Consider the following 23,165-nt stretch of genomic DNA (forward strand, 5'->3'; position numbering starts at 1 on the left):
CGCCAAGCTCAGCCGAGTTTCACCAGCACCGCCCCCAACGCGACGAGCCCGATCAGGCACAGCCGCAGCGCGTCGATGCGCTCGCGGAAGATCAGCACGCCGATCGCGGTGGCGAAGACGATGGAGGTCTCACGGATCGCCGCGGCCTCGCCGACCGCCCCCAGCCGCATCGCCAGCATCACGCCGCCGAAGCTGAAGAAGGCGATCAGCGCGCCGAACACGCCGCGCACGGCCAGTTCGCGCGGCTCGGGCCGCTGCTCGGGCCGCAGCCGCCGCCACCGCGCCAGCGCGATCAGCGGGAAGCCGCAGCCGCCGAGCACGAAGAACCAGGCGAGGAAGGTGAACGGGTTCGCCGCAAGCCGAATGCCCCAGGCGTCATAGAGCGTGTAGACCGAGATCATCGCGCCGGTGACGAGCGCGGTCAGGATCGCCGCGCGCAGCGTGCGCGCCGCGGCGAGGTCGGTCACGCCCAGCGCCCGCAGGTTCGCCCAGGCCAGCGCGTAGATCGCGCCGGTCAGCAGCGCCATGCCCGCCCATTGGCCGGCGCCGAACGCCTCGCCGAAGAGCAGGCTTGCGAACACCGCCGTCAGCAGCGGCCCGGTGCCGCGCGCGATGGGATAGACGACGGTGAAGCCGCCGATCTCGAAGGCGCGCGACTGCAGCCATTCATAGACGATGTGGATGAGATAGACGCCGGCCAGCACCGCCCAGAGCGTCGGCGTCGGCCATGGAACGACGAACAGCGCCACCGGCAGCGCCGTCAGCCCGTAGCAGACGTTGATGGCGCCGCGGGTGAGGTAGGGGTCGCGCCCACCCTTGTTGATGGCCCCGAACACCGCATGAGACAGCGCCGACAGCAGGGCCAGCGCGACCGCCAGCACCTCGCCCTCAGGCGTGCCGGCCATGCTGGCGATCAACTCGCCCATGCTCCGAAAGCCCCCGCTGTTGAGCGACGGTGATGCGCCCCGAGATCGGCGGGGTCCAGAGAAGGGCCGCCTTGCGCGGAGCGCATGGCTGAGCCGGCGTCAGTCGCCCCGACGCACGAACTCCTTGTTCAGCAGGGCGTCGAGATCGACCTCGTCGGCGGCGTCTCCGCCTGCGGCTGTCGGCGCCTGCGGCGGGGCCGGAGGCGGCGGCGCGGCGGCGGGCCGCGCAGGCCGCCTTGCGCGAGCAGGGGGCGGCGCGTCGGGCACGGTCTCCAGCTCGGCCAGCAGCGCATCGACCGAATCGCCGCCCGCCACCTGGATCGAGATGCGGAAATGCGAGAAATCGATCACGTCTCCGTGATCGAGCGGCAGGGGCAGTTCGGCGGGCATCCGCGCCCCGCCCAGCCAGCTTCCCAGGAGGCTGACGTCGGTCACGGTCAGCCCGTCGGCGCGCCGGTCCAGCTCGAGGTGGCGGCGGGACAATGTTCTGCCGGGGTCGTCGAGCGCGATGTCGCAGTCCGCCGAGCGGCCGATGGTGAGGCGCCTGCTTCCGCCTTCCGTGGGCGCGTCGGGAAAGCGGACCCGCCGCGGCGGGCCGCCCCAGACATCCTCGATGATCAGGATCACCTCCACTCCGCGCATGGCCAGCACCTCCCGTGGCGACGTCTGGCGCAAGCGTCCGCCTCCCGTTGACCGCGGTCAAGGCGGCGCGGCCCGGGTCGCGCGACGCTGCGGCGCGGGGTTGCGGCGCGGCGCGTCGCTTCCAAATGCCGGATCGCCGGGCTAGACGCGGCCATGACAGACACCGAGGAGCAGGCCATGACCGTGATGCCCGCCATCCAGTTCGAAGCGCCGGCGAGCGCCTTCGCCGAGACCGTGACCGTGGTGAAGCACTACACCGACCGGCTGTTCATGTTCCGCATGACCAGGCCGGCGAGCTTCCGCTTCCGCTCCGGCGAGTTCGTCATGATCGGGCTGCCCGGCGAGAAGCCGGTGTGGCGCGCCTACTCCATCGCCTGCCCGTCCTGGGACGAGGAGATCGAGTTCTTCTCGATCAAGGTTCCCGACGGCCCGCTGACCTCGGAGCTCAGCAAGATCAGGCCGGGTGACACGGTGTGGATGAAGAAGAAGCCGACCGGCACGCTGGTGCTCGACGCGCTGCTGCCGGGCAGGCGTCTCTACCTGCTCTCCACCGGCACCGGGATCGCGCCTTTCGCCTCGCTGATCCGCGAGCCGGAGACCTACGAGAAGTTCGATCAGGTCATTCTCTGCCACACCTGCCGCGAGGTCGCCGAGCTGAAATATGGCTTCGAGATCACCGAGGCCGCCAAGTCCGACGAGCTGGTGGGCGAGGAGGCCGGCGTCAAGCTGGTCCACTACCCGTCGGCCACGCGCGAACCGTTCGAGCGGGCCGGCCGCATCACGGACCTGCTGCGCGACGGCAGGCTGGCGGCCGAACTTGGCGTCCCGCTGCTGAACGTCGGGGAGGACAGGGTGATGATCTGCGGCTCCATGGCGATGCTGCAGGACTGCAAGGCGCTCTGCGAAGGGGCGGGGCTGGAGGAAGGCGCCAACAGCAAGCCGGGCCATTTCGTCATCGAGCGCGCCTTTGTCGGCTGAGCCCGGAGCGGCCGGCGCGGCGCGGAGCGGCGCCGGGGCGAGGCCCGACGCCCTGATCGTCGCGCTCGACGTCGGCCACGCCCATGCGGCGCAGGAGCTCGCCGCCCGCATCGGCGACGCGGCCAGCTTCTACAAGATCGGGCTGGGGATGCTGACCGGCGGCGGCCTTGCGGCGGCGATGGCGCTGAAGGAGGCCGGCGCGCGCGTCTTTCTCGACATGAAGCTGTTTGACATCCCCGCGACCGTGGAGGCCGCGACGCGCGGGCTGGCGCAGTTCGATCTCGATTTCCTGACCGTTCACGGCGACCCGCATGTGGTGCGCGCGGCGGTGGCGGGGCGCGGCGGCTCCGCGACCCGCATTCTCGCCGTCACGGTGCTGACGAGCCTCGACCGCGCCGATCTCGACCACTGCATGATCGTGCCCGGCGCGCCGGGAGACATCGCGGTGGAGCGGGCGCGCCGCGCCTTTCTCGCCGGCGCCGACGGCGTGATCGCCAGCGCGCAGGAGGCCGCGGCGATCCGCGCGCTGCCGGAGGCCGAAGGCCGCCTCATCGTCACTCCCGGCGTGCGCCCCGCGGGCGTGGCGGCGGACGACCAGAAGCGCGTGGCCACCCCGGCCGACGCGATCCGCGCCGGCGCGGATCACGTCGTCGTCGGTCGCCCGATCACCGCCGCCGCCGACCCCGCCGCCGCCGCCCGCGCCATCGCCGCGGAGATCGCCGGCGCCTGAGCCGGCGAGCGGCGGAGACGCACGCGCCGGCGCCGTCCCGCCGCCACGGGACGCCGGAAGCGCGGCGTCGCGCGGGTGAGGGGCGCGATCGCGATGACCGTCCTTCCCGGATCGGGGCCGCGGCGAACCGGGGTTCTCCGGCCGGGCGCGCTCAACCCGAACTTCGGGCCCCGCGGCTGACGCCCTTACCTGCCCCAGATCGCGGCGTAGGCCTCGCGGTAGGGAATATCGGGGTCGAACCGGTTGCCGGCGCCCATCTTCTCGAGACCTTCGCGCGTCACGAGCGCGGGCGAGGTGACGTAGCCCGAGCATGGCTGTCCCTGGATCGCGCGGTTGAGTTCGTCGACGATCTGCCAGCCCTGCAGGTTCAGCGGCTCGGCCACGGTGATGGTCTGGTAGCCGCCGGTCCGGATGCGCTGGAACGCGGCCTCAGACCCGTCGCCGGCCGACCCCGCCTGCGGGCCGTCAGCGCCGCCGATGCCGGCCGCGGCCAGCGCCGGGCCCATGAAATCGAAGTAGAGGTCGTTGATGGCGAGCGCATGGGTCCAGCGGTCGCCGTATTTCTGGAGGAGCGACGTCGTGAGCGGCCCCATCCGCGTCGAGGTGTCGGCGATCGGCGTGTCGACGTATTCGAGCACCGCGCCGCCCATCGCCTCGATGGTCTCGCGGATGCGGTCCGCCTTGTCGATGGCGATCTGGTAGGTCGAGTCGGTGAAGATGACGGCGCCCACCTCGTCGCCGCCGTCCGCCATCGCCCATTGCGCCGCGACCTCGGAGACGGCCATGGCGTCGGTCGAGACGTTGGCGAAGATGCCGCCCGGCGCGTCGCAGCCGATCTTCGGCCCCGAATGCCACGCGACCATCGGAACGCCCGCGCTGGCGACGCCTTCGAGCGCCGCCTGCTGCTCGACGGCGTCGAAGCCGTTGATCACGATTCCGTCGGGCCGCAGCGCCAGCGCCTGCCCGATCGCCGCCGTGCGGCCCTGGATCGAGCCGGCGCCGTCCAGAACGCGCACCTGCCAGCCCAGCACCCTGGCGGCCTCCTCCACGCCCGTCGTCACGCCGAGGACGCCGCCGTTCTTGAGGTCGGCCGCGAGCACGACGATCGACTTGCCCTCGGCGCCGCCCGGACCGGTGGTCGGCCCGTCCCAGACGCCCTCGGCCTGCGACGCGCTGGCCATGGCCGCGCCGATCAGAAGCGCGGCGACGATTGATCTGCTGTGCATTCCTGTTTCCTCCTGTTGGGTCCGCGCCCTTCAGCGCTTGGCCGCGCCTTTGCGGCGCTGGGCGTAGCCGGCGATGCCGATCGCGATCAGCAGCGTCACGCCGTTGAACAGCGGCTCGACCCAGAACGAGCCGCCGAACTGCTGGATGCCGGAGATGCCGACGGCGAGGATCGCGACGCCGACGATGGTGCCCCAGACGTTCACCCGCCCCGGCCTGATCGTCGTGGAGCCGAGGAACGCGCCCACAAGCTTGGGCAGCAGGAATTCGAGCCCCACCGACGCCTGCCCGATGCGCAGCTTCGACGCGAGGATGACGCCGGCCAGCGCCGTCATCACGCCCGAGGCCATGAACGCGCCGATCACATACTTGCGGACCGGGATGCCGTTCAGCGCCGCCGCGCGCGGATTGGCGCCGATGGCGTAGAGATACCGCCCGACGGGCGTGTATTCGAGCACGACCCACATCGCCAGCGTGATCGCCAGAAGATAGTAGCCCGTGATCGGCAGCCCGAAGACGAAGGTGGTCGAGAGGTCGAAGAAGCCCTGCGGCAGCTCCCCCACCATCTGCCGCCCGCCGGTGTGCCACAGCGCCAGCGCATAGAGCACGGTCCCGGTGCCCAGCGTCGCTATGAAGCTGTCGATCCGGGCGACCTCGACCAGCATCCCGTTCAGGAAGCCTGTCAGCGCGCCCAGCATCAGGACGATCGCCACCGCCGCCGGAAACGGCAGCCCGAGCGTCGTCTGCAGGCTGATGGCGAGGATGTGCCACAGCACGATGCCGTAGCCAACCGTCAGATCGATCCGCCCCGCCGCCATCGGGATCATGGCGCCGAGCGACAGGAGCGCGATGATCGCCTTGTCGGACACGATGGCGCGCAGGTTCAGCATGGTGGGGAAGGTGTCCGGCAGCAGGATCGAGAACAGCCCGATCAGCAGCGCGGTCAGGATCACGAGCCCGTAGACCGGCAGGAGCCGCATCGCCTTCCTCGCGGCGGAGAGCCCCTTCAGCTCGGCCCTGGTGGGCTCCAGCGCGCCGCTTTCAAGCGATTGCATGGGCGGTCTCTCCCTGCGGGGCGACGGCGCCCGCCGACGCGGACTGGATCAGGTTCTCCGTCGTCAGCCGCGTGCCCGCCAGCTCGTCGACGATGGCGCCCTGGCTGAAGACGATGGCCCTGTGGCAGATCGCGGCGATCTCCTCGAAATCGGTCGAGACGAGCAGCACGCCGACGCCGTTCGCCAGCGCCCGATTGAGAAGCGCGTAGATCTCCGCCTTGGCGCCGACATCCACGCCCGCCGTGGGGTCTTCGCAGATCAGCAGCGCCCGGCGCGTGGCGAGCCAGCGCCCGATCACGACCTTCTGCTGATTGCCCCCCGACAGCGCCTCGATGGCGAGGCCCGGGTCGTTGGGCGACAGACCGAGGTCCGCGCCGATCGCCGCGGCCTGCGCGGCCTCGCGCGCCGGCGTGAGGAGGTTCATGAGCCCGCGCCCGACGGCTGCGGGATTGAGGAAGGTGTTCTCCCGGATCGTCAGGCTCATGGCGACCGACTCCTCGGTGCGGTCCTTCGCGACGAGACCGAAACCCGACAGCATCGCGCGCAGAGGCGACGACAGGTCGGGCGTCCGCCCGTTCAGCCGCACCTCGCCCGCGTGCGGATGGGCGCCGAACAGCGCGCGCGACACCGCCTCGTGCCCGGCGCCGCGCAGGCCCACGAGCCCGACGACCTCGCCGCGCCGCAGCGTGAAGTCGAGCGGCCCCACCGCACCCGCCGTGAAGCGCCGAAGCTCGAGGATCGGCGCCCCCGGAGGTTCGCTCGACTTCACCGTTTCGCGCGTCCTGCGGCCGACGATCTTCTGCACCAGCTCCTCGGGCGTCGTGTGCCCGATGGCGCGCACGCCCACCATCTCGCCGTCGCGCAGCACCGCCACGCGGTCGGCGATGCGGAAGATCTCGTCGAGCCGGTGGCTGACATAGATCATGCCGACCCCCTTTTCGCGCAGGGGGCGGATCGCGGCGAAAAGGCGCGCGACCTCGTCGGCCGGCAGCGAGGCGGTCGGCTCGTCGAGCACGAGAAACTCGCTGTCCACCGCCAGCGCCCGCGCAATTGCGACGAGCGACTTCTCGGTTCGCGTCAGGTTCTCCACCCGCGTGGTCGGGTCGAAGTCGCAGTCGACGCGCGCAAGCGCCGCCGCCGCGAAGCGCTCGGCCGCGCCCCAGTCGATGAGGCCGGCCCGCCGCCTGTAGCCGAGCGCGAGCGCGATGTTCTCGGCCACCGTCATCCACTCCACGAGCCCGAGATCCTGGTGGATGAAGGCGACCTTCTGGCGCTCGCCGAAGCCCGCGGGCCGATGCTCGTAGGGCCTGCCGTCGATAAGCACCTGGCCCGAGTCGGGCCGGTGGATCCCGCCCAGCACCTTGATCAGGGTGGACTTGCCCGCGCCGTTCTCGCCCAGCAGCGCGACGATCTCGCCCCGGCCAACGGCCAGCGACACGTCCCGCAGCGCGTGGGCGCCGCCGAAATGCTTGTCGATGCGGTCGAAGAACAGCCCCTTGTGCTGGCGCGCCGTCATGGATCCTCCCTTGTTGCGGCCGCCGCTCGCCGGTAGCGTTACCGATAACGCAGCGAAGTCTTCTCCCGGAGCACGGCCCTGTCAATAGATGATGTTACCGGTAACGCACGCCAGTCGCCCATGTCTGAAAACCGGGGCGGAAACGGCAAGGTGAGCCTTGCGGAGGTCGCCCGCGCCGCAGGCGTTTCGAAGATGACCGCAAGCCGCGTCCTGCGCGGCGGGGGCGGCTATTCCGAGAAGACCCGCGCCGAGGTGATGGCCCAGGTCGAGCGTCTCGGCTACGTGCCGAATCGCATCGCGACCGCCTTCGCGAGCGATCAGGGCACCACCTTCGTCGGCGTCTCGATCCCCGACCTCGGCAACGAGGCCTTCGCCCGGGTGCTCGAAGGCATCGGCGACAAGCTTGGCCTCCATGGCTACCAGACCGTGCTCGGCCTCACCCGGCACACGCTGGCGGAGGAGGAGGACTGGATCCGCACGGTGCTGTCATGGCGGCCTGCGGGCCTCATTCTCACCGGGCGCTCGCACTCGCCCCGCGCCGTCGAGATGCTGCGGAGCAGCGGCCTGCCGGTGGTGGAGATCTGGGATCTGAACTCGAGCCCGCTCGACATGTGCGTGGGCCTCGACCACTACGACTGCGGCTTCGAGATGGGGCGCTTCCTCGTCGGCCGCGGGTATCGCAGGGTCGGCTATGTCGGCACCTCGCACGACACCGCGAATGCGGCGACGGCGCGGCTGGAAGGCTTCGCCAAGGCCGTGACGGACGGCGGCGGAACGGTCGCGCGGCAGCTTTGCCTGCACGACACCGCGACGTTCTATCCCGGCTACTACGGCACGGAGCAACTGCTCGCGTCGGGCTGCGAACCGGAGTGCGTCTTCTACCAGAACGACTCGATGGCCTTCGGCGGGCTGCAATACTGCCAGCGGATCGGGTTGCACGTTCCTGGCGACATCGGCATCGTGGGCTGGGGTGACATGCCCGTGGCCTCGGTGCTCAGCCATCGGCTCACGTCCATGCATGTGTCCACGCTCAAGCTGGGGCGCGTGGCGGCGGAAATGCTCGTCGGGCGGCTCTCGGGCGAACCGGTCGAGCCCGTCAGAGACGTGGGCTACGCCCTCATTCCGGGATCGACCATCCGGCCAGAGCGCGTCGACTGAGAACGTCGAGCGTCCTTCATGCGGCCCGACGGGGGATCGCGCGCCGCGCGCAGCGCCGGCAGGGACCAACGAGGACTCAGCGATCGCGCGACGGTTCCGGCCAGTCCCGGGAAGACCCATCGCGGGCGGCGTTCTCGGGGACCGGCCCCAAGCCGGGGCGCGAAGGGCGGTTTCGTCGCGCCACCGATGCGATGCCGCGTCGGTGGCGCCAGAGACGTTCAGCGCCCAGGGTGGTCAGGCCGCGAAGAATGGCGACTGCATGCCCCGGCTCGCTTCGGCGACCACGTCGCCGTCAAACAGCTTGACGGTGAGGCTGGCGTCGACCGCCTTCGCGAAGCCCGCCAGCATGCCCTCGGCATAGGCGCGGGCGTTGGCGACGGAGTCGAACTCGTAAAAGCCGCCGACGGTGTGGGTGTTGATCCCGCTCAGCCAGGTCTTGCTGCGCAGGCCCGGGACGGTCTTCATGGCGGGATTGACCTCGCCCCAGACGCCCTCGGTGAACGGCGCGGAAACTTGGAATTCGGCATAGAGAAAGACGCGGGTGGGCTGTGACATGACGGGTATCCCCTGCTTGGCTGCTTGATGGTTGGCAACCTAATCAGTACACTGCCATCAGGATAGTACGCACCTTATGGTAATAAATGCGATGTTTCTCCCGGCAGACCCCTACAACATGGATTGCCCGTCGCGCGAGATGCTCGACCTGATCGCCGGCAAATGGGCGATCCTGATCCTGTGCTGCCTGCAGCAGGGGCCGGTGCGGACGGGGGCCCTGCATCGCGCCATCGGCGGCATCTCGCCCAAGATGCTGACCCAGACGCTGCGCGCGCTTGAACGCAACGGCTTCGTCGAGCGCACGAGTTATCCGGAAGTGCCGCCCCGGGTCGAGTATCGGCTCACCGATCTCGGCAGATCCCTGAGCGCGCTGGCGCGCGCCATGGAGCAATGGGTTGTGGAGAACTACCCCGCCATCCTGGAGCAGCGGCGCCGGGCCGCCGAGGATGCGGACTGACGGCGGCACTGGAGCGGCGTTCGACCTAACTGCGTCAGGTCCGCCGCTCCATGCCGTCACCGTAGCGCGGAGCTCTGGTCGCCGACTGATCCGGTCGGCGCGGAAGATGCGCTGGACGCGCCGCTTCCGGAGCATCCTCGCCGTCTTCGCGGCAGTCCGGAGCGGCGCCCCCGAAGCCGCGTGAGTTCAGCGGCCGTCACGGTTCTCCATGCGGATGCGTCGTCGTTACGGGCGGCGGAGGATGGCCGCCATGGTCGCGCCGGCCCGGTTCGGCGCCGCGTGCGATCGGCAGGAAGGGTTCGAGCACCTGGCGCACACGCGCCTCGGGGAGATCATGCGTGATGAACACGATGCGCGTCCCGTTCATGCCGTCCGGCCAGGCCGCCAGCATCGCCGGCTCGGAGAACAGGTGCTGAACGCCATGGATGACGATCGGGCGATCGCTCCCCCTGACGTCGAGCAGACCCTTCACGCGCAGAACCTGTTCGCCGTGCAACTGCAGCAGCAGGCCGAAGGCCTCATCGACATCGGCCCAGTCCATCGGCGCATCGCCGCTCAGGCAGAAGCTGGCGATGCGGTCGTCGTGGCGGAAGGCGCCATGATGCGGACCGTGGTGATCGCAGCCGGACGCGCAGTCGTGGCCATGCCCCCCATGGCCATCCTGCGCGGCTGCCTCCTCGTTGAGCCATGCGCGGACGTCCGCCGTCCGCGAGGCGAGATCTGGATGGCCCGCGCCGAGCAGCGCATCGGGATCGACCGCGCCGCGCACGACCCGTATCGGGACGACGGCGGGGTTGATCGATCGCAACCGCGCCGTCAGCGCCTGCACGGTCTCGGGATCGGCGAGGTCGGACTTGGTCAGCACGAGGCGATCGGCAAGGGCCGCCTGCTTCACGGACTGGGTGTGGCGATCGAGCTGATCGGCGCCAAGAACGGCGTCGATCGTCGTGATGACGCCGTCCATCCTGTAGCCTGCCGCAAGCGCCGGATCGGTCATGAGCGTGTGCAGGATCGGGGTCGGGTCGGCGAGGCCGGTCGTCTCGACAAGCACGCGTTCGAAGGCCGGCCCGCGACCGTTCTCGCGGGCCTCCCGAAGCCGGCCCAGCGTCTCGACCAGATCGCCGCGCACCGTGCAGCAGATGCAGCCCGAGTCGAGCACGACCATCTCCTCGTCCACGGCCTCGACGAGCGCGCCGTCGAGGCCGACCTCGCCCAGCTCGTTGATGACCACGGCCGTGCGCGACATGGCCGGATGCCGCAACAGGCGCGACAGCAGCGTGGTCTTGCCGCTGCCGAGGAAACCGGTCAGGACCGAGATCGGAATCCGCTCGGCGATGAAATTCGTCATGATGTGAGATCCTGTTAGTTGTTTGCCGCGCCGCCTATGTCAGGCCCCGAACACCAGCTTGGTGCCGGTGTACGAGCGGATCAGCTTACTCGGCAATTCGGCCTTCAGGATTTCGTAGAACATCTCTCCGGTGCAGTGCATGGGAATGATGTGGTCGACATCGAGGGCGACGAGCTCATCGATGGTCTTGCGCACATACGCCTCGTCGTGCGGCGCGAGGTGGAAGCCGCCGAGCACGGCGTGCACTTTCCTGACGCCCGACACCGCCATCGCGCGCTTGACGGTGTTGACGATGCCGCGGTGGCCGCACGACGTCGTCACGACCAGCCCGCGCCCCTTGACGTTGACGCAGGTGGATATCTCGTGGCCGAACTCGTCCGGCGCCCAGTCGTCGGCGCGACGATCGGCGGGCATCTGGTCGGGAAAGCAGCCGAGACCGCCATCGACGCCGACTTTCATCCGGGTCGGCGACAGCACGCGCTCGAAGGTGGCCTTGCCGATATGTCCCGTGACGAACGCGTGATCCGCCAGGATCGAGGGCCCTTCGGCGTTCAGAACCTCGAGGTTCGCGTCATCGATCGCCTGCCGGTCGAGTGCGCCGAAGTTCTTGGGCGACGGCCCGACGGTCAGCTGCCGCGTGCAGAAGCATTCCTCGCCGCCAAGGTAAAACGGCAGTCCCGGCCTGCGCTTGCCCTGCGTTGCGGTGAAGAACCCGACCATCCCCCCGAAGTGATCGAAGTGACCATGGCTCAGCACCATGGCGTCGAGCTCGGAAGCGTCGATGCCCAGGATCGCCATGTTGTTGAGCAGAGTCGGCGACGAGTAGCCGAAATCGATGAGAATCTTGCGGGTCTCGGCGGCGCGCTGGGTCTCGAGGTGAAGCGAGAGCCCGAACTCGCTCTGCAGGGCCTTTTCGGGCGGCGCGTCGGAAAGCGCGAAGCCGGTGCGTCCCACCTCGACGTCGCCGATCATGCCGCTGGGGCTGAGGGCGAAGTGGTAGTTGTCGGTCACCACCCTGACGGTGGCGCGGTCCACCTCGGGGACGCCGCCCGAGATCGCCTGCGCGCGCGCCGGCCGGGCGCCGCCGAACAGCCCGGAAACCATGCCGCCAATAACGGCGCCGCCGCCGCCCAGCACGTCACGCCGGTCGATCCTGCCGGCGTCGGAATCTGTGATCATGCCCATGGTCATTGCGTTGCACCTCCCGGTTGTTTCTTTTTGACATTCAGCGGGTCGAGCGTAGTTGGCGCCTTTCCGGGGAGGAAGTACGCACCTCCGGGTAATAATTGGGAGCGTCCGCCCGCGTTCGCGGCGGCGTCGTGACGGCCGCCTGCGAGCAGGAGGACGGCCAGGCGCTGGTCGAGTCGTGCGCAAGATTTGCGGCGCGGAGGGGCCCTGTCGCGCCGATCGCGTTTCGGCCGAACTTCGACGTTCGCCCGGAAATACCTGTTGCATCACACCGGCGACAGGCGCGCCAGGGATGGCGAAGTGGTTCAGGACGGCGCCTCTGACGTGGAGCCGGGCGATCCGCCGCTCGGAGTCCTGCGCCATGAGCCGTTGGTCCGGCACTCTCACGCGATTGGTCCGCCACGTCACCGATGTCAACGCGCTCCGGGGCGCGCGCGCATATGCGGCTACGGCGCCTTGGGGCGCCGAGGTCCATGGGCCGGGCCGGGCCGATCTTCCCGGTCGGCGTGCTCGACAAGGACGGCGGACGGATCCGCGATCCCGCCGTCCCCGACCTGCCGCACTTCGGCGAGGTGCATGAGATGGTGGACGGCCAGGCGCGGTCCGGCGCGGCTGGGGAAGTCCGCATGTCGTTCTTCGCCGCCGGCTTCGGCGCGCAGAAGCTGCTCAGCCTGCCGGCCGCGACGCCTGCGGACATCGGTGCGGCCCATGACGAGGCGCTGACGAGCGCAGGGTCCGATCCGGAGCATCTCGCCCGTCGGGCCGAGGCGCTTGGCCCCCGCGAGCAGGTCTTGGGCCCGGCGGCTGAGCGGATGAAGGCCGTCGCGACGGCGATCGACGGAGCATCGCGTGCGGCGGCGGCCGCATGGCTGAAGGCGCGCTTCGACGTGGAGGCGAACTGAGTACGGTCGCCGCCGCCGCGGTCCGGGCGCAAGCGGGCGGGCGCGGCCTCCCTGAACGTCAGACCGCTTCACGCATCAGAAACTGCCCGGGCTGAGGCAGCGTGCGCAGGGCCTCGGCCACGATGAAGTCCAGCACCGCGCGCACCCGCGCCGTGCTGCGCAGGTCGGGGCGGGTCAGAAGCCACACGGGCAGTTCGATACGGAAGTCGTTCTCGAGGATCGGGGTCAGGTCGGGGTCGTTCTTCCCGAGGTAGCAGGGCAGCCCCACCAGCCCCGCTCCGGCCTTCGCGACCGCGGTCTGCGCGAAGATGTTGTCCAGCGCGGCGACGGTGACGGCGCCGTTGGCGATATCTCGCAGCAATCGCGCCTGCGGGACATGCTCGAGACGCCCGGAGCTTTCGATGATGTGGTGACGGCGCAGGTCCTCGAAGTCCCGCGGCGCGCCGTGGGCCGCGAGGTAGCCCCGCGCTGCGTAGAGACAGAACGGTATCGTCGCGATGCGGCGGCCGACCAGCGCATCGTCGCCCGGCTCGCCCATCCGCAGCGCGACGTCGGCATCGCCGGCGGCGACGTCGCGCGTCAGCGTCGAGAGCTCCAGGTTGATCACGAGCGCCGGGTGCTGCGCGCGCAGGGCCCCGAGCCGCGGCGCAAGCCATGACGCGCCGATGCCCTCAGACGCGGTGATGCAGACCGCACCGGCGACATCCGCCTCCTGGCCCGCCACGTCGTCGGCGATGGACCGCATGATCCGCGCGACCTCGACCGATTTCGTGAAAACCCGAACCCCCGCCTCGGTCATCCGGTAGCCGGACGTCAGGCGGTCGAACAGGCGCGCGCCGAGCTTCTGTTCGAGGTCGCGCACGCGGCGCGTCACCGTCGGTTGCGCCACGCCAAGCGTCTGAGCCGCCCTCGCGACGCTGCCGGCCGTGGCGATGGCGTTGAAGAAGCGCAGGTCGTCCCAGTCCATCCTTCAGACTCCTTCGCCGACTGCCCGGCGACGCCCGAGCGGCGGAACGACCGCTCCGACCGCCAGGCATGGCCGGAGAAAGGATTGGCACGAATCATGCCGTTACGGCAGGCGAGACGCCACGCTTCTCGTCGATGTGAGCGGATGCCGCCCAGAACGAAGATCTCGGGGTCTCCTCGGCCGCCCGGCGCGTCAGGGCCTTCGCCCCGCGACGCGTGAGCAATTCATCGAGGCCGCAACCGGCCTTTTCGCGAGGGCGAGACATCGGGCGAGCGGCGTCTGCGAGATCGTCATGGCAGCCGCCGCGACGTTCTGCCGCCGCTTCGGCTCGGCGCCCGGGACGCGCCGCGACCGCGACAATCCGTCTGGCGCGCCCCGCGACCGCCGCGCAGCCCGGCTCCCGGCGCGAAGCGTCGCTTCGAGGCTTTTCTATTGTTATGTGATAACCTATTAACCGGGTGCGACGCGCCCTGCGTCGAGTCGTTTGCAAGCTTCCATGGCAACATTGAGGATGATCGACGTGCGCCCAAGCCTTACCATCTCCCTCGCCGTCGCGGCGCTGCTGCTGGCGCCGCTCTCCTCTCTGGCCGATGCGACGCTCCGCGTGGCCGCTCCCTTCGAGATCGTGTCGCCGGACCCCACCGTCAGCGGGTCGATCTTCACCCGCATGGGCGTCGCCGAAACGCTTGTCGAGGTTGACGCGGAAGGTCGGCTGACGCCGGGCCTCGCGACCGCCTGGGAGGTCTCCGCCGACGGGTTGACCTGGCGCTTCGCGATCCGCGACGGCGTCGCGTTCCATGACGGGACGCCGCTGACGGCCGCGGCGACGGCCGGCGCGCTCGAGATCGCTCGGGCCAAGCCGGGCCTTCTCGATCGCGCGCCGATCACGGCCATCGCGGCCGGGGACGGCGCGGTGGTCGTGACGCTCTCGGCCCCGTTCGCCGCCCTGCCGGCCTTCCTCGCCGAGTATCGCTCGCAGATCCTGGCGCCGGCGTCCTACGGGGCAGACGGCGCGGCGACCTCGGTCATCGGCACCGGCCCCTACCGGATCGAGACGCTGACCCCGCCGCAGAGCCTCACGGCCACGGCCCACGCCGGGTACTGGGGCCCTGCGCCGACCATCGCCGACGTCGCCTACACCGCCGTCGGTCGCGCCGAGACGCGCGCGCTGATGGCCGAATCGGGCGACGCCGAGTTCGTCTACGCGCTCGACCCGGCGACCGTCACCCGCCTGCGCGGCTCCGATGAGGTGACCGTCCACGCCGCCCCGATCCCGCGCTCGCTGCTGCTGAAGGTGAACGCCGCGCATCCGTTCCTCGACTCGGCCGAGGCGCGCCGCGCCCTCAGCCTCGCGATCGACCGGCAGGGTCTCGCGCAGGCCGTGCTGCGCTACCCCGAAGGCGCCGACCAGCTGTTTCCGCCCTCGGTCGCCGGCTGGCACAGCGACGCCCTGGAGCCGCTCGCCCACGACCCCGACGAGGCCCGGCGCCTCCTCGCCGGACTGGGCTGGACGCCCGGCGCCGACGGCGTGCTGGAGCGCGACGGGCGGCGGTTCGAACTGACCCTGACGACCTACCCCGACCGGCCGGAGCTGCCGCTCGCTGCGGCGGTGCTGGAGCAGATGTTCCGCGCCGTCGGCGTCGCGCTGACCATCGACAGCACGAATTCGTCGGAGATCCCCGCCCGCCATGCCGCCGGCACGCTGGAGCTGGGCCTGCTCGCCCGCAACTTCGCGCTCGTGCCCGACCCCATCGGCACGATCCTGCAGGATTACGCGCCCACCGGCGACTGGGGCGCGATGGGCTGGGAGAACGCGGCCTTCGTCGATCTCGCCAACCGCATCGCGCGCGGCGAGGCGGGCGCGGCGGCGCGGGCCGAAGCTGCGGCGATCCTGCAGGCGGATCTGCCGGTGATCCCGATCGCCTGGTACCAGCAGACGCTCGCCGCCTCCAATCGGGTCGCCGGGGCCGCGATCGACCCGTGGGAGCGGAGTTTCGGCCTGTCCGCGATCCGCTGGGCGGACTGAGCGCGGGATGCCGCTCCTGTCGCGCGCGCTGCAGGCGCTGGCGGTGGCGCTGCTGGTCGGCGTCTCCACCTTCGCGATGATGCGCGCCCTGCCGGGAGACGCCGCCTGGCGCATCGCCGCCGGGCGCTACGGCTATGACAACGTGGACGCCGCCGCGGCGGCGTCCGTGCGCGCCGAGCTGGGACTGGACGGCCCCGCGCTGCCGGCGCTGCTGCAATGGCTTGGCGATCTCTTCCGGCTCGATTTCGGCGTCTCTCTGGTTTCGGGCCAGCCGGTGGCGGCGGAGCTTGCGCACCAGCTCGGCGCGTCGCTGCAGCTGGCGCTGGCGGCGGTGGCGCTGTCGCTGCTTATCGGGCCGCCGCTGGGGGTGGCGGCCGGGCTGCGGCCGGGCGGCGCGCTCGACCGGGCGCTGCTGGTCGCCGCCACGGCGTTCAGGGCGACGCCGCAGTTTCTGCTGGCGCTGGTTCTGATCGTGCTCGTTTCGGTCGAGCTTGGCTGGCTGCCCGCCGCTGGGCACGGCGCGGCGCGGCATGTCATCCTGCCGAGCCTCGCGCTGGCGCTCGGCCTCGCGGCGACCTCGGCCCGGATCGCGCGCGACGCGACGACCGAGATCGCGGCGACGGCGTTCTGGCGCTTCGCGGAGTTCAAGGGACTTTCGCGCGGGCAGGTGCTCTGGCGTCACGGGCTGCGCAACGTCGCCGTCCCGCTGCTGACGCTGCTCGGCCTGCAGTTCGTCACGCTGGTCGAAGGCGTCGTGGTGGTGGAGACCATCTTCGGCTGGCCCGGGATCGGCCATGCGCTGGTCCATGCGATCTTTGCGCGCGACGTGCCCGTGGTGCAGGGCGCGGCGCTGATGCTCGGCCTTGGGTTCGTGGCCGTGAACGCCGCCATCGACATCGCGCTGCGGCGCATCGACCCCAGGGGCGCGGCGTGAGCGGCGCGCTCGCGGCCTCGGGCGCCGCGCCGCCGCGGCGCCGCGCAGGGGGCTTCGCCGTCGGCGCGGCGCTTGTCCTCGTGACGCTCGGCTTCGGCGTTCTCGCGCCGCTCGTCGTGGCGGGAGACCCGTTCACGCAGTCGCTGACGAAGGCCCTGGGCGGGCCGGACGCCGCCGCGCCCTTCGGCTACGACCACCTGGGCCGTTCGCTGTTCCATCGCCTCGCCCACGCCCTGCGCCTGTCGCCCGCCATCGCCGCCGCCGCCGTGGCGACGGCCGGCGCTGCGGGGCTGCTGCTCGGCGGTCTCGCCGCGGCGCGGGGCGGCTGGGTCGACCGCGCCCTGACGCTGGTCGCGGACGCGCTGCTGGCGCTGCCGGGGCTGCTGCTGGTGCTGATCGTGCTGGCGATCATGCCGGGGACGGCGCTGGGGTTCTGGGCGGGCCTGTCGCTCGTGCTGTGGGTCGAGTTCTTTCGGCTGACCAGAGCGACGTCGCGCGCCGTGCTGGCGTCGCCGGCGGTGGAGGCGTCGCGGCTGCTGGGCTTCGGGCCGCTCTACGTCCTGCGCCGGCACCTCTGGCCAGAGATCGCGCCGGTGATGCTGACCGCCGCCGCCTTCGGCGCCGCCACGGCGATCATGGCGATCGCGGCGCTCGGCTTCGTCAGCGTCGGCATGCGCGCGCCGACGCCGGAGCTGGGGCTGATGATGGTCGAGCTGCTGCCCTACTGGCGCGAGGCCCCCTTCGCGCTGCTGACGCCGGTGATCGCGACCTTCACGCTGCTGCTCGGACTGATCCTGATGGCCGGAGACCGCGCCAGATGACGCTGCTTCAGGCCGACGATGTGGCCGTGTTCGACGCCTCGGGGCGCGCGCTGGTGCATCCCGTGTCGCTGCGGCTCGACGCCGGCGCGCCGCTCGTGGTTCTGGGGGAGACCGGCTCTGGCAAGAGCCTGCTCGCGCAGGCGCTGATGGGAACGCTGCCGCCGGAGCTTTGGGCCCGCGGGCGCGTGCGCATCGCTGAGGCCGAGCACGACGCGGCGCAGCCGCAGGGTTTCCGCCGGCTCTGGGGGCGCGCCGTCGCCGTCCTGCCGCAGGAGCCCTGGCTGTCGCTCGACCCGCTCATGCGGGCCCGCGCGCAGGTGGCCGAGGCCCATGCGCTCGTGCGCGGTCTCGCCCCGGTCGCGGCGCGGCGGGCGGCGGCGGCCGATCTCGCCGCGCTGGGGCTCGGCGACGAGGCGGGGCGCAGGTATCCGCACGAGCTGTCGGGCGGCATGGCGCAGCGCGTCGCCTTCGCCGCGGCGCGGGCGGGCGGCGCGCGGATCGTGGTCGCCGACGAGCCCACGAAGGGCCTCGACGCGGCGCGCCGCGACGAGGTCGCGCGGCTTCTGACGCGGGCGCTTGAGACGGGCGGCGGCTTGCTGGCGATCACGCATGATCTGGCGCTGGCGCAGCTCCTGGGCGGGCGGCTGATCGTGATGCGCGAGGGCGCCGTGGTCGAGAGCGGGCCGCTCGCCGAAATCTTCGCCGCGCCGCAGGCCGACTACACCCAGAAACTGCTGGACGCCGACCCTGCGCGCTGGCCGCGTCGCGCTCGCCGCGCCGCCGGCCCGAGCGTCGTAGAGGGCCGCCGGCTGACCGTTTCGCGCGGCGGGCGGGCGCTGGTCGAGGGCCTGGACCTCACGCTGCGCGCCGGCGAGATCGTCGGCGTCTCGGGGCCGTCCGGTTGCGGCAAGTCGAGCCTCGGCGACGCGCTGCTGGGCCTGCACGCACCCGCGTGCGGAGCGGTGCGGCGCATCGAGGGCGTCGCGCGCACCGCGTTCCAGAAACTCTACCAGGATCCCGTCTCGGCCTTTCCGCGCAGGCGTGCGCTTGGCGCGACCCTTGCGGACGTCGCGCGCCGCTTCGGACGGCGGCGCGCCGAGGTCGAGGCGCTGCTCGCGCGGCTCGACCTCGCGCCTGCGTTGCTGGCGCGGCGCCCTGAACAGGTGTCGGGCGGCGAACTCCAGCGTCTCGCGCTGCTGCGCGTCATGCTGGCGGAACCGCGGTTTCTGTTTGCCGACGAGCCTACCTCGCGCCTCGACCCGATCACCCAGCGCGGCGTGATCGACCTCATCGCGACCCTCGCCGAGGAGGGATGCTCGGTCCTGCTCGTCAGCCACGACGCCGCGCTGCTCGACCGGACGGCGGACTGGCGCATGGCGCTCGGCGGGCATGGGACTGCTGAAGCGGCGGGCCGAGCGGCCCCCGCCGTCGCGCTCGGCGCGGCGGGCTGACCGCCGCGCAGTCATCCAGGCGCCCGCAAGCGCCCGGTCAGCCGTCTTACCCGCGACGGAGCGTCCGTCGTCGGTTCCCCGCGGTTCAGCCCGAGAGTGCCTCGGTCAGCATCCGCAGATTGCGCCGCATCATGTCGAGATAGGTCGACGCCGGCCCGTCGGTCCCTGACAGAGCGTCCGAGTAGAGCGCGCCGCCGATGCGGGCGCCGGTCTCGCGCTCGATCTGCTGGAGGAGCCGGGGATCGGCGACGCTCTCGACGAAGATCGCCGGGATTGCGCCTTCGCGGATCTGGGTGATCAGCGCCGCCACGTCCTGCGCCGACGCCTCGGCCTCGGTGCTGACCCCCTGCGGGGCGAGGAACGCCAGTCCGTGATCGCGGGCGAAGTAGCCGAAGGCGTCATGCGAGGTCACGACGACGCGGCGCCCGGGCGGCAGGGCGGCGACGGCTGCGGCGATCTCCGCCTCGAGCGCGGCGAGTTCTTCGAGATAGGCGTCGCGCGACGCTGCGTAGGCCTCCGCACCGTCGGGGTCCGCGTCGATCAGCGCGTCGGCGATGTTGGCGAGATAGGCGCTGACCGCCGGAACGCTCTGCCAGGCGTGCGGGTCGACGTCGCCATGCTCGTGGCCGTGGGAATGCCCGTGCGCCGCGTCACCCTCGACCATGAGCACGTCGACGCCGTCGCTTGCGACGGCGACCGGCCCATCGAACCCGGAAGCCGCGATCAGGCGGTCGATCCATCCTTCGAAGCCGAGGCCGTTGACGATCACGAGGTCGGCCGCCGCGACGGCGCGGGCGTCCGCCGGCGTCGGCTGATAGACATGGGCGTCGCCGTCGGGGCCGACGAGGGTGGTCAGCGCGATGCGCTTTCCGCCGACCTGCCCTACCAGATCGCCAAGGATGCTGAAGCTGGCCACGACCTTCAGCGGAGCGCCGGCGAGCGCCGCCAGGGGCGAGAGCGCGAGCGCGCTCGACAGTAACAGGCGACGGGTGAGCATCGGGTTCTCCGTTCAGGCTTCGAGATGGGTGCGGCGCGCCAGCCGGGGCAGCACGCCCCCGACGGGACCGCAGAACAGCGACAGGACGACCGCGCCGCCCGCGACGAGGATGATCGACGGGCCCGAGGGCAAGCCGAGGTGGAACGACAGGAGCAGCCCGGCCGCGCCGGACCCCGCCGCGGTGACGGCGGCGACGGCGATCAGTCCGACGATGCTCCGCGCCCAGAAACGCGCGGCGACCGCCGGCAGGATCATGATCCCGACGGCCATCAGCGTGCCGAGCGCGTGGAACCCGCCGACGAGGTTCAGCACGGCGAGCGCCAGAAACAGGAAGTGCACGCCCGCGCTCGGGCCGCCCACCGACCGCAGGAAGCCCGGATCAACGCATTCCAGCACGAGCGGTCGGAAGAAAGCCGCCAGCGCCAAGAGCGTTACCGTCGCGATGGCGCAGAGCAGGGTCAGCGCGGCGTCGTCGAGCGCGAGCACCGTCCCGAACAGTACATGCATGAGGTCCACCGCGCCGCCGCGCATCGACACCATGAGCACGCCGAGCGCCAGCGAGATCAGGTAGAAGGCCGCCAGCGTCGCGTCTTCGCGCAGCGCCGTCGCCCGCGACGCGACGCCGGAAAGCAGCGCGACCGCAAGGCCGGCGGCGAGGCCGCCGAGCGTCATCGCGGTCAGCGAAAGCCCGGCCGCGAGATAGCCGAGCGCCGCGCCGGGCAGGATCGCGTGGGCCATGGCGTCGCCGGTCAGGCTCATGCGCCGCAGCATCAGGAACACGCCGACCGGGGCGGCGCCCAGGGAAATTGCGAGGCAGCCGACCAGGGCGCGGCGCATGAAGCCGAAGTCGGCGAACGGCGCGACCAGCAGTTCCCACATCAGGCGGCGCCTCTCTCGCAGACGGGCGCGAAGGGATCTGGCGCCTCGACCATCGCCCGGGCGCGCAGCAGGTTCGCCGCCGACAGCGCGTCCGCCGTCAAGCCGTGGGCGATCAGTTCCCGCGCCAGCAGCAGCGTCTCGGGGAAGTGCGCGCGCACCATCTCCATATCGTGCAGCACGGCGACCACGGTGCGGCCCTCGCCGCGCCAGCGGGCGACCAGCGCCATCAGGTCGGCGGTCGTGCGCGCGTCGATGGCGACGAAGGGCTCGTCGAGCAGGATCAGCCCGGCGTCCTGCAGCAGCAGCCGCGCGAACAGCGTGCGCTGCATCTGGCCGCCCGACAGCGCGCCGATGGGTCGATGGGCGAAGCCGGCCATGCCGACCGCATCGAGCGCCGCCGCAAGGCGCGCGCGATCGGCGCGGCGCAACCCGCCAAAGACGCCGATGCGCGACCAGAGCCCCATCGCCGCGAATTCGCCGACCGAAAGCGGGAAGCTGCGGTCGACCTCGGCGGCCTGCGGCAGCCACGCCAGCTGCGGGCGCGGCCCGTCGAAGCAGACTGCGCCCGCAAGGGGCGCCAGCGCTCCGGCGACGGCCTTGAGCAGCGTCGACTTGCCCGCGCCATTCGGGCCCACGATGGCCGTCATCGACCCTGCGGCGATGGTCGCGTCGAGGTGATGCACCGCCGGATGCCGGTCATAGCCAAGCGTCAGGTTCTTGAGGCGCAGGGCGGCGGAGCTCATGAGACGGCCCACAGGAACGAGAGCCAGAGCAACGCCGACAGGACCGCGGCGAGCGCCAGCCGCGGCCAGACCGACGCAAGCAGAAGGCCAGGCGCACCGGTTCGGACGAAAGGGCGACGCACCGCCGCCAGATCGGCCGGAGGGCCGGAGCGCATCGTCGATGGCGTCGTCCGCATTCTGATCATTCCCCGGCATCGGGTGGAATAATATGTTATACTATTACAATATGGCAAGCCCGCCCACGCTGCGACGGCTTGCACCAGCGCCGGCTCGGTCCACCCGGATCCGCCGGCGCTTCTCGCTCGTACTCCCCCGCCGCAAACAGCGAAGCCCGATCCAGATCGCCTCGCCATCGGGCCTCGGGGGTCGAGGGTCGGGGGCGCCGCACAATCCATGCGGGAGCCGCCGTCAACAGAATCGTTTACAGGTGATAAATGTAATAACATAACAAACATGACTGACATCGAGAGGGACAGGTCATGATCGACACGCACTTCGCAACGCCGAAAGGCGCACGCATCCTTGCCATGGCGCTGATCGCCGTGGCTCCGGGCCTTGTCGCGGCGCCAGCCGCGGCGGCGGTCTATGGGATGTCGTGGACCGGACAGTTCGCGGGTTTCACGCTGGAGGGGCGCTTCGCCTACGACGCCGCGCCGGCCGATGGCGTTGTCCGCGCACCCGATTTCACCGACTTCGACTGGGCGGTGTTCGACGGCGACGGCGCGTTGGTGGAGCGCTTCGAGGACAATCACCTCGCCGACGGCTTCAACGCCAACTTCGACACCGCAACCGGCGCGCTGCTGCAGAGCGGCCGTTGGGACGAAGGTGACGGAATCAGCATCGGCGACGCGCGCGGCGAGGGGCTCAATCTCTGGTCGATCGGCTTTCCCGGCGACGGACCCGACTTCAACCCGCACCTGCACCTGACCGACTGGGCGAACGAGTATCCGCAGTATCCCCGCCAGTTCGGCGGCCCGACCTCGCGGCACATCGACGGCGCCTTCTTCCTGCGCACCGCCGCCCAGATCACCGGCGACCCTGACGCCGGCGACGCGCTCGGCCAGCCGATCGCCGTCGCGCCGATCCCACTGCCGGCCACGGCGCTGCTGCTCGCGGCGGCCCTGGGGCTGATGGCGGGCCTGCGCCGCCGCATCGCCGCGTAGGGGCGCGAGCGGCTCAATGAACCTGAACATGATCACCGCGGCGTGAGGCGCCGCGGTGATCGCGTCGCAGGGCTTAGGGCGTCGCCCTTCGCGTGCGAGCCCTTCGGTCCTCAGACCGTTTCGAGCGGCCCGTGGTCGTCGCAGTGGTCGCCATGCGGATGATGAAGGTGGCCGTTCACGAGATAGCAAACGTGGTCGCCGTGCGGCACGGCGGGGTGTCCGCAGTTGGGGCCGTGGACATGGTCGGCCGCGTGGCCGCCGCAGGCGTGGGCGGGCGTGCAGGCGTCGGGGTTGGTCGCGCTGACCGTCAGCGCATGCTCGTCGACATGGTCGCCGTGGGGATGATGCATGTGCCCGTCATGGAGGTAGCAGACATGGCCGTCGTGTTTCACGGCGACGTGGCCGCAACCGGGTCCGTGGACGTGGTCGTGATTGGCGTGATGGGGAAGGTTGCAGGCGGTCATGGTCGGTTTCCTTCTTCGGAAGCGTGGTGAGATTCGGGTTC

23 protein-coding genes are annotated in these 23,165 nt (G+C 71.1%); 10 read left to right on the plus strand and 13 right to left on the minus strand.

The window, feature by feature from the left end; genetic code table 11:
- Positions 1 to 8: 8 nt before the first annotated feature.
- Both BLW43_RS18870 and BLW43_RS23730 read right to left on the minus strand, forming a co-directional pair.
- Positions 9 to 926: a DMT family transporter gene (locus BLW43_RS18870; RefSeq protein ID WP_093255831.1), complete on the minus strand. Its 918-nt coding sequence runs from the start codon at positions 924 to 926 to the stop codon at positions 9 to 11.
- Between the two features lie 99 nt (positions 927 to 1,025).
- Complete coding sequence (locus BLW43_RS23730; protein ID WP_175479003.1) at positions 1,026 to 1,601, minus strand: FHA domain-containing protein; 576 nt, start codon at positions 1,599 to 1,601, stop codon at positions 1,026 to 1,028.
- Positions 1,602 to 1,745: 144 nt separating this feature from the next.
- On the opposite strand from BLW43_RS23730, the gene BLW43_RS18880 reads away from it, so the two are divergent.
- Both BLW43_RS18880 and pyrF read left to right on the plus strand, forming a co-directional pair.
- A complete protein-coding gene (locus BLW43_RS18880; RefSeq protein WP_093255834.1) occupies positions 1,746 to 2,546 on the plus strand; it encodes a ferredoxin--NADP reductase in 801 nt (266 codons plus the stop codon).
- Positions 2,536 to 3,276: an orotidine-5'-phosphate decarboxylase gene (gene pyrF, locus BLW43_RS18885; RefSeq protein WP_093255836.1), complete on the plus strand. Its 741-nt coding sequence runs from the start codon at positions 2,536 to 2,538 to the stop codon at positions 3,274 to 3,276. The genes BLW43_RS18880 and pyrF overlap by 11 nt, the downstream gene beginning before the upstream one ends.
- A gap of 185 nt (positions 3,277 to 3,461) precedes the next feature.
- Here the strand turns inward: pyrF and BLW43_RS18890 are convergent, their stop codons facing one another.
- Genes BLW43_RS18890 through BLW43_RS18900 form a run of 3 tightly spaced genes read right to left on the minus strand, consistent with a single transcriptional unit; the run spans position 3,462 to position 7,071 of the window.
- Positions 3,462 to 4,502, minus strand: coding sequence for a substrate-binding domain-containing protein (locus BLW43_RS18890; protein WP_217632238.1), 1,041 nt, complete (start codon positions 4,500 to 4,502; stop codon positions 3,462 to 3,464).
- Positions 4,503 to 4,532: 30 nt separating this feature from the next.
- Positions 4,533 to 5,555 (minus strand): ABC transporter permease, encoded by a 1,023-nt coding sequence (locus tag BLW43_RS18895; protein WP_093255837.1) that lies wholly within the window; start codon positions 5,553 to 5,555, stop codon positions 4,533 to 4,535.
- Positions 5,542 to 7,071, minus strand: coding sequence for a sugar ABC transporter ATP-binding protein (locus BLW43_RS18900; protein WP_093255839.1), 1,530 nt, complete (start codon positions 7,069 to 7,071; stop codon positions 5,542 to 5,544). Before BLW43_RS18900 ends, BLW43_RS18895 begins: the two co-directional genes overlap by 14 nt.
- 150 nt (positions 7,072 to 7,221) lie before the next feature.
- Between BLW43_RS18900 and BLW43_RS18905 the strand changes: the two genes are divergently transcribed.
- A complete protein-coding gene (locus BLW43_RS18905) occupies positions 7,222 to 8,229 on the plus strand; it encodes a LacI family DNA-binding transcriptional regulator (RefSeq protein WP_245731130.1) in 1,008 nt (335 codons plus the stop codon).
- Positions 8,230 to 8,463: 234 nt separating this feature from the next.
- Here BLW43_RS18905 and BLW43_RS18910 read toward each other — a convergent pair whose 3' ends face one another.
- Positions 8,464 to 8,784, minus strand: coding sequence for a YdhR family protein (locus BLW43_RS18910; RefSeq protein ID WP_093255842.1), 321 nt, complete (start codon positions 8,782 to 8,784; stop codon positions 8,464 to 8,466).
- 91 nt (positions 8,785 to 8,875) lie between these two features.
- On the opposite strand from BLW43_RS18910, the gene BLW43_RS18915 reads away from it, so the two are divergent.
- Positions 8,876 to 9,241: a winged helix-turn-helix transcriptional regulator gene (locus tag BLW43_RS18915; protein WP_093255843.1), complete on the plus strand. Its 366-nt coding sequence runs from the start codon at positions 8,876 to 8,878 to the stop codon at positions 9,239 to 9,241.
- A 196-nt stretch (positions 9,242 to 9,437) separates the two neighbouring features.
- Here the strand turns inward: BLW43_RS18915 and BLW43_RS18920 are convergent, their stop codons facing one another.
- Positions 9,438 to 10,589, minus strand: coding sequence for a CobW family GTP-binding protein (locus BLW43_RS18920; protein ID WP_093255845.1), 1,152 nt, complete (start codon positions 10,587 to 10,589; stop codon positions 9,438 to 9,440).
- A gap of 39 nt (positions 10,590 to 10,628) precedes the next feature.
- Positions 10,629 to 11,780, minus strand: a complete 1,152-nt coding sequence (locus BLW43_RS18925; RefSeq protein ID WP_217632239.1) for an MBL fold metallo-hydrolase — start codon at positions 11,778 to 11,780, stop codon at positions 10,629 to 10,631.
- Between the two features lie 470 nt (positions 11,781 to 12,250).
- On the opposite strand from BLW43_RS18925, the gene BLW43_RS18930 reads away from it, so the two are divergent.
- Complete coding sequence (locus tag BLW43_RS18930) at positions 12,251 to 12,679, plus strand: hypothetical protein (protein ID WP_093255846.1); 429 nt, start codon at positions 12,251 to 12,253, stop codon at positions 12,677 to 12,679.
- A gap of 58 nt (positions 12,680 to 12,737) precedes the next feature.
- Here BLW43_RS18930 and BLW43_RS18935 read toward each other — a convergent pair whose 3' ends face one another.
- Complete coding sequence (locus tag BLW43_RS18935) at positions 12,738 to 13,646, minus strand: LysR family transcriptional regulator (RefSeq protein ID WP_093255848.1); 909 nt, start codon at positions 13,644 to 13,646, stop codon at positions 12,738 to 12,740.
- 520 nt (positions 13,647 to 14,166) lie between these two features.
- Here BLW43_RS18935 and BLW43_RS18940 point away from each other — a divergent pair.
- Genes BLW43_RS18940 through BLW43_RS18955 form a run of 4 tightly spaced genes read left to right on the plus strand, consistent with a single transcriptional unit; the run spans position 14,167 to position 18,878 of the window.
- The gene (locus BLW43_RS18940; RefSeq protein WP_245731131.1) at positions 14,167 to 15,672 is read left to right on the plus strand and encodes an ABC transporter substrate-binding protein; all 1,506 of its coding nucleotides are present in this window, start codon (positions 14,167 to 14,169) and stop codon (positions 15,670 to 15,672) included.
- A 7-nt stretch (positions 15,673 to 15,679) separates the two neighbouring features.
- The gene (locus BLW43_RS18945) at positions 15,680 to 16,606 is read left to right on the plus strand and encodes an ABC transporter permease (RefSeq protein ID WP_093255851.1); all 927 of its coding nucleotides are present in this window, start codon (positions 15,680 to 15,682) and stop codon (positions 16,604 to 16,606) included.
- On the plus strand, positions 16,603 to 17,427 hold the full coding sequence (locus tag BLW43_RS18950) for an ABC transporter permease subunit (protein ID WP_217632240.1): 825 nt from the start codon (positions 16,603 to 16,605) through the stop codon (positions 17,425 to 17,427). Before BLW43_RS18945 ends, BLW43_RS18950 begins: the two co-directional genes overlap by 4 nt.
- Complete coding sequence (locus tag BLW43_RS18955; RefSeq protein ID WP_093255852.1) at positions 17,424 to 18,878, plus strand: ABC transporter ATP-binding protein; 1,455 nt, start codon at positions 17,424 to 17,426, stop codon at positions 18,876 to 18,878. Before BLW43_RS18950 ends, BLW43_RS18955 begins: the two co-directional genes overlap by 4 nt.
- 85 nt (positions 18,879 to 18,963) lie before the next feature.
- Here the strand turns inward: BLW43_RS18955 and BLW43_RS18960 are convergent, their stop codons facing one another.
- The 3 genes from BLW43_RS18960 to aztA are packed head-to-tail and all read right to left on the minus strand — an operon-like array spanning position 18,964 to position 21,497.
- Positions 18,964 to 19,875: a metal ABC transporter solute-binding protein, Zn/Mn family gene (locus BLW43_RS18960; RefSeq protein ID WP_093255854.1), complete on the minus strand. Its 912-nt coding sequence runs from the start codon at positions 19,873 to 19,875 to the stop codon at positions 18,964 to 18,966.
- Positions 19,876 to 19,887: 12 nt separating this feature from the next.
- Positions 19,888 to 20,754, minus strand: coding sequence for a metal ABC transporter permease (locus tag BLW43_RS18965; protein WP_093255855.1), 867 nt, complete (start codon positions 20,752 to 20,754; stop codon positions 19,888 to 19,890).
- A complete protein-coding gene (aztA, locus tag BLW43_RS18970) occupies positions 20,754 to 21,497 on the minus strand; it encodes a zinc ABC transporter ATP-binding protein AztA (RefSeq protein ID WP_093255857.1) in 744 nt (247 codons plus the stop codon). The genes BLW43_RS18965 and aztA overlap by 1 nt, the downstream gene beginning before the upstream one ends.
- Before the next feature lie 479 nt (positions 21,498 to 21,976).
- Between aztA and BLW43_RS18980 the strand changes: the two genes are divergently transcribed.
- Positions 21,977 to 22,660 carry a hypothetical protein gene (locus tag BLW43_RS18980; protein ID WP_093255860.1) on the plus strand — a complete coding sequence of 228 codons (684 nt, stop codon included), beginning with the start codon at positions 21,977 to 21,979 and terminating at the stop codon, positions 22,658 to 22,660.
- 110 nt (positions 22,661 to 22,770) lie between these two features.
- Here the strand turns inward: BLW43_RS18980 and BLW43_RS18985 are convergent, their stop codons facing one another.
- A complete protein-coding gene (locus tag BLW43_RS18985; RefSeq protein ID WP_093255861.1) occupies positions 22,771 to 23,124 on the minus strand; it encodes a hypothetical protein in 354 nt (117 codons plus the stop codon).
- Positions 23,125 to 23,165: the final 41 nt, after the last annotated feature.

Source organism: Rubrimonas cliftonensis, assembly GCF_900107585.1.
Lineage (GTDB): Bacteria > Pseudomonadota > Alphaproteobacteria > Rhodobacterales > Rhodobacteraceae > Rubrimonas > Rubrimonas cliftonensis.

Excerpts from the sequence above, each read along its gene's own strand:
- BLW43_RS18930 (WP_093255846.1), top strand. The coding sequence starts at position 12,251 with ATGGGCCGGGCCGGGCCGATCTTCCCGGTCGGCGTGCTCGACAAGGAC.
- BLW43_RS18890 (WP_217632238.1), bottom strand. The coding sequence starts at position 4,502 with ATGCACAGCAGATCAATCGTCGCCGCGCTTCTGATCGGCGCGGCCATG.
- BLW43_RS18925 (WP_217632239.1), bottom strand. The coding sequence starts at position 11,780 with ATGACCATGGGCATGATCACAGATTCCGACGCCGGCAGGATCGACCGG.
- BLW43_RS18985 (WP_093255861.1), bottom strand. The coding sequence starts at position 23,124 with ATGACCGCCTGCAACCTTCCCCATCACGCCAATCACGACCACGTCCAC.
- BLW43_RS18915 (WP_093255843.1), top strand. The coding sequence starts at position 8,876 with ATGTTTCTCCCGGCAGACCCCTACAACATGGATTGCCCGTCGCGCGAG.
- BLW43_RS18880 (WP_093255834.1), top strand. The coding sequence starts at position 1,746 with ATGACCGTGATGCCCGCCATCCAGTTCGAAGCGCCGGCGAGCGCCTTC.
- BLW43_RS18900 (WP_093255839.1), bottom strand. The coding sequence starts at position 7,071 with ATGACGGCGCGCCAGCACAAGGGGCTGTTCTTCGACCGCATCGACAAG.
- BLW43_RS18895 (WP_093255837.1), bottom strand. The coding sequence starts at position 5,555 with ATGCAATCGCTTGAAAGCGGCGCGCTGGAGCCCACCAGGGCCGAGCTG.
- BLW43_RS18945 (WP_093255851.1), top strand. The coding sequence starts at position 15,680 with ATGCCGCTCCTGTCGCGCGCGCTGCAGGCGCTGGCGGTGGCGCTGCTG.
- BLW43_RS18955 (WP_093255852.1), top strand. The coding sequence starts at position 17,424 with ATGACGCTGCTTCAGGCCGACGATGTGGCCGTGTTCGACGCCTCGGGG.
- aztA (WP_093255857.1), bottom strand. The coding sequence starts at position 21,497 with ATGAGCTCCGCCGCCCTGCGCCTCAAGAACCTGACGCTTGGCTATGAC.
- BLW43_RS18935 (WP_093255848.1), bottom strand. The coding sequence starts at position 13,646 with ATGGACTGGGACGACCTGCGCTTCTTCAACGCCATCGCCACGGCCGGC.
- BLW43_RS18910 (WP_093255842.1), bottom strand. The coding sequence starts at position 8,784 with ATGTCACAGCCCACCCGCGTCTTTCTCTATGCCGAATTCCAAGTTTCC.
- BLW43_RS18920 (WP_093255845.1), bottom strand. The coding sequence starts at position 10,589 with ATGACGAATTTCATCGCCGAGCGGATTCCGATCTCGGTCCTGACCGGT.
- BLW43_RS18960 (WP_093255854.1), bottom strand. The coding sequence starts at position 19,875 with ATGCTCACCCGTCGCCTGTTACTGTCGAGCGCGCTCGCGCTCTCGCCC.
- BLW43_RS18980 (WP_093255860.1), top strand. The coding sequence starts at position 21,977 with ATGATCGACACGCACTTCGCAACGCCGAAAGGCGCACGCATCCTTGCC.
- BLW43_RS18965 (WP_093255855.1), bottom strand. The coding sequence starts at position 20,754 with ATGTGGGAACTGCTGGTCGCGCCGTTCGCCGACTTCGGCTTCATGCGC.
- BLW43_RS18870 (WP_093255831.1), bottom strand. The coding sequence starts at position 926 with ATGGGCGAGTTGATCGCCAGCATGGCCGGCACGCCTGAGGGCGAGGTG.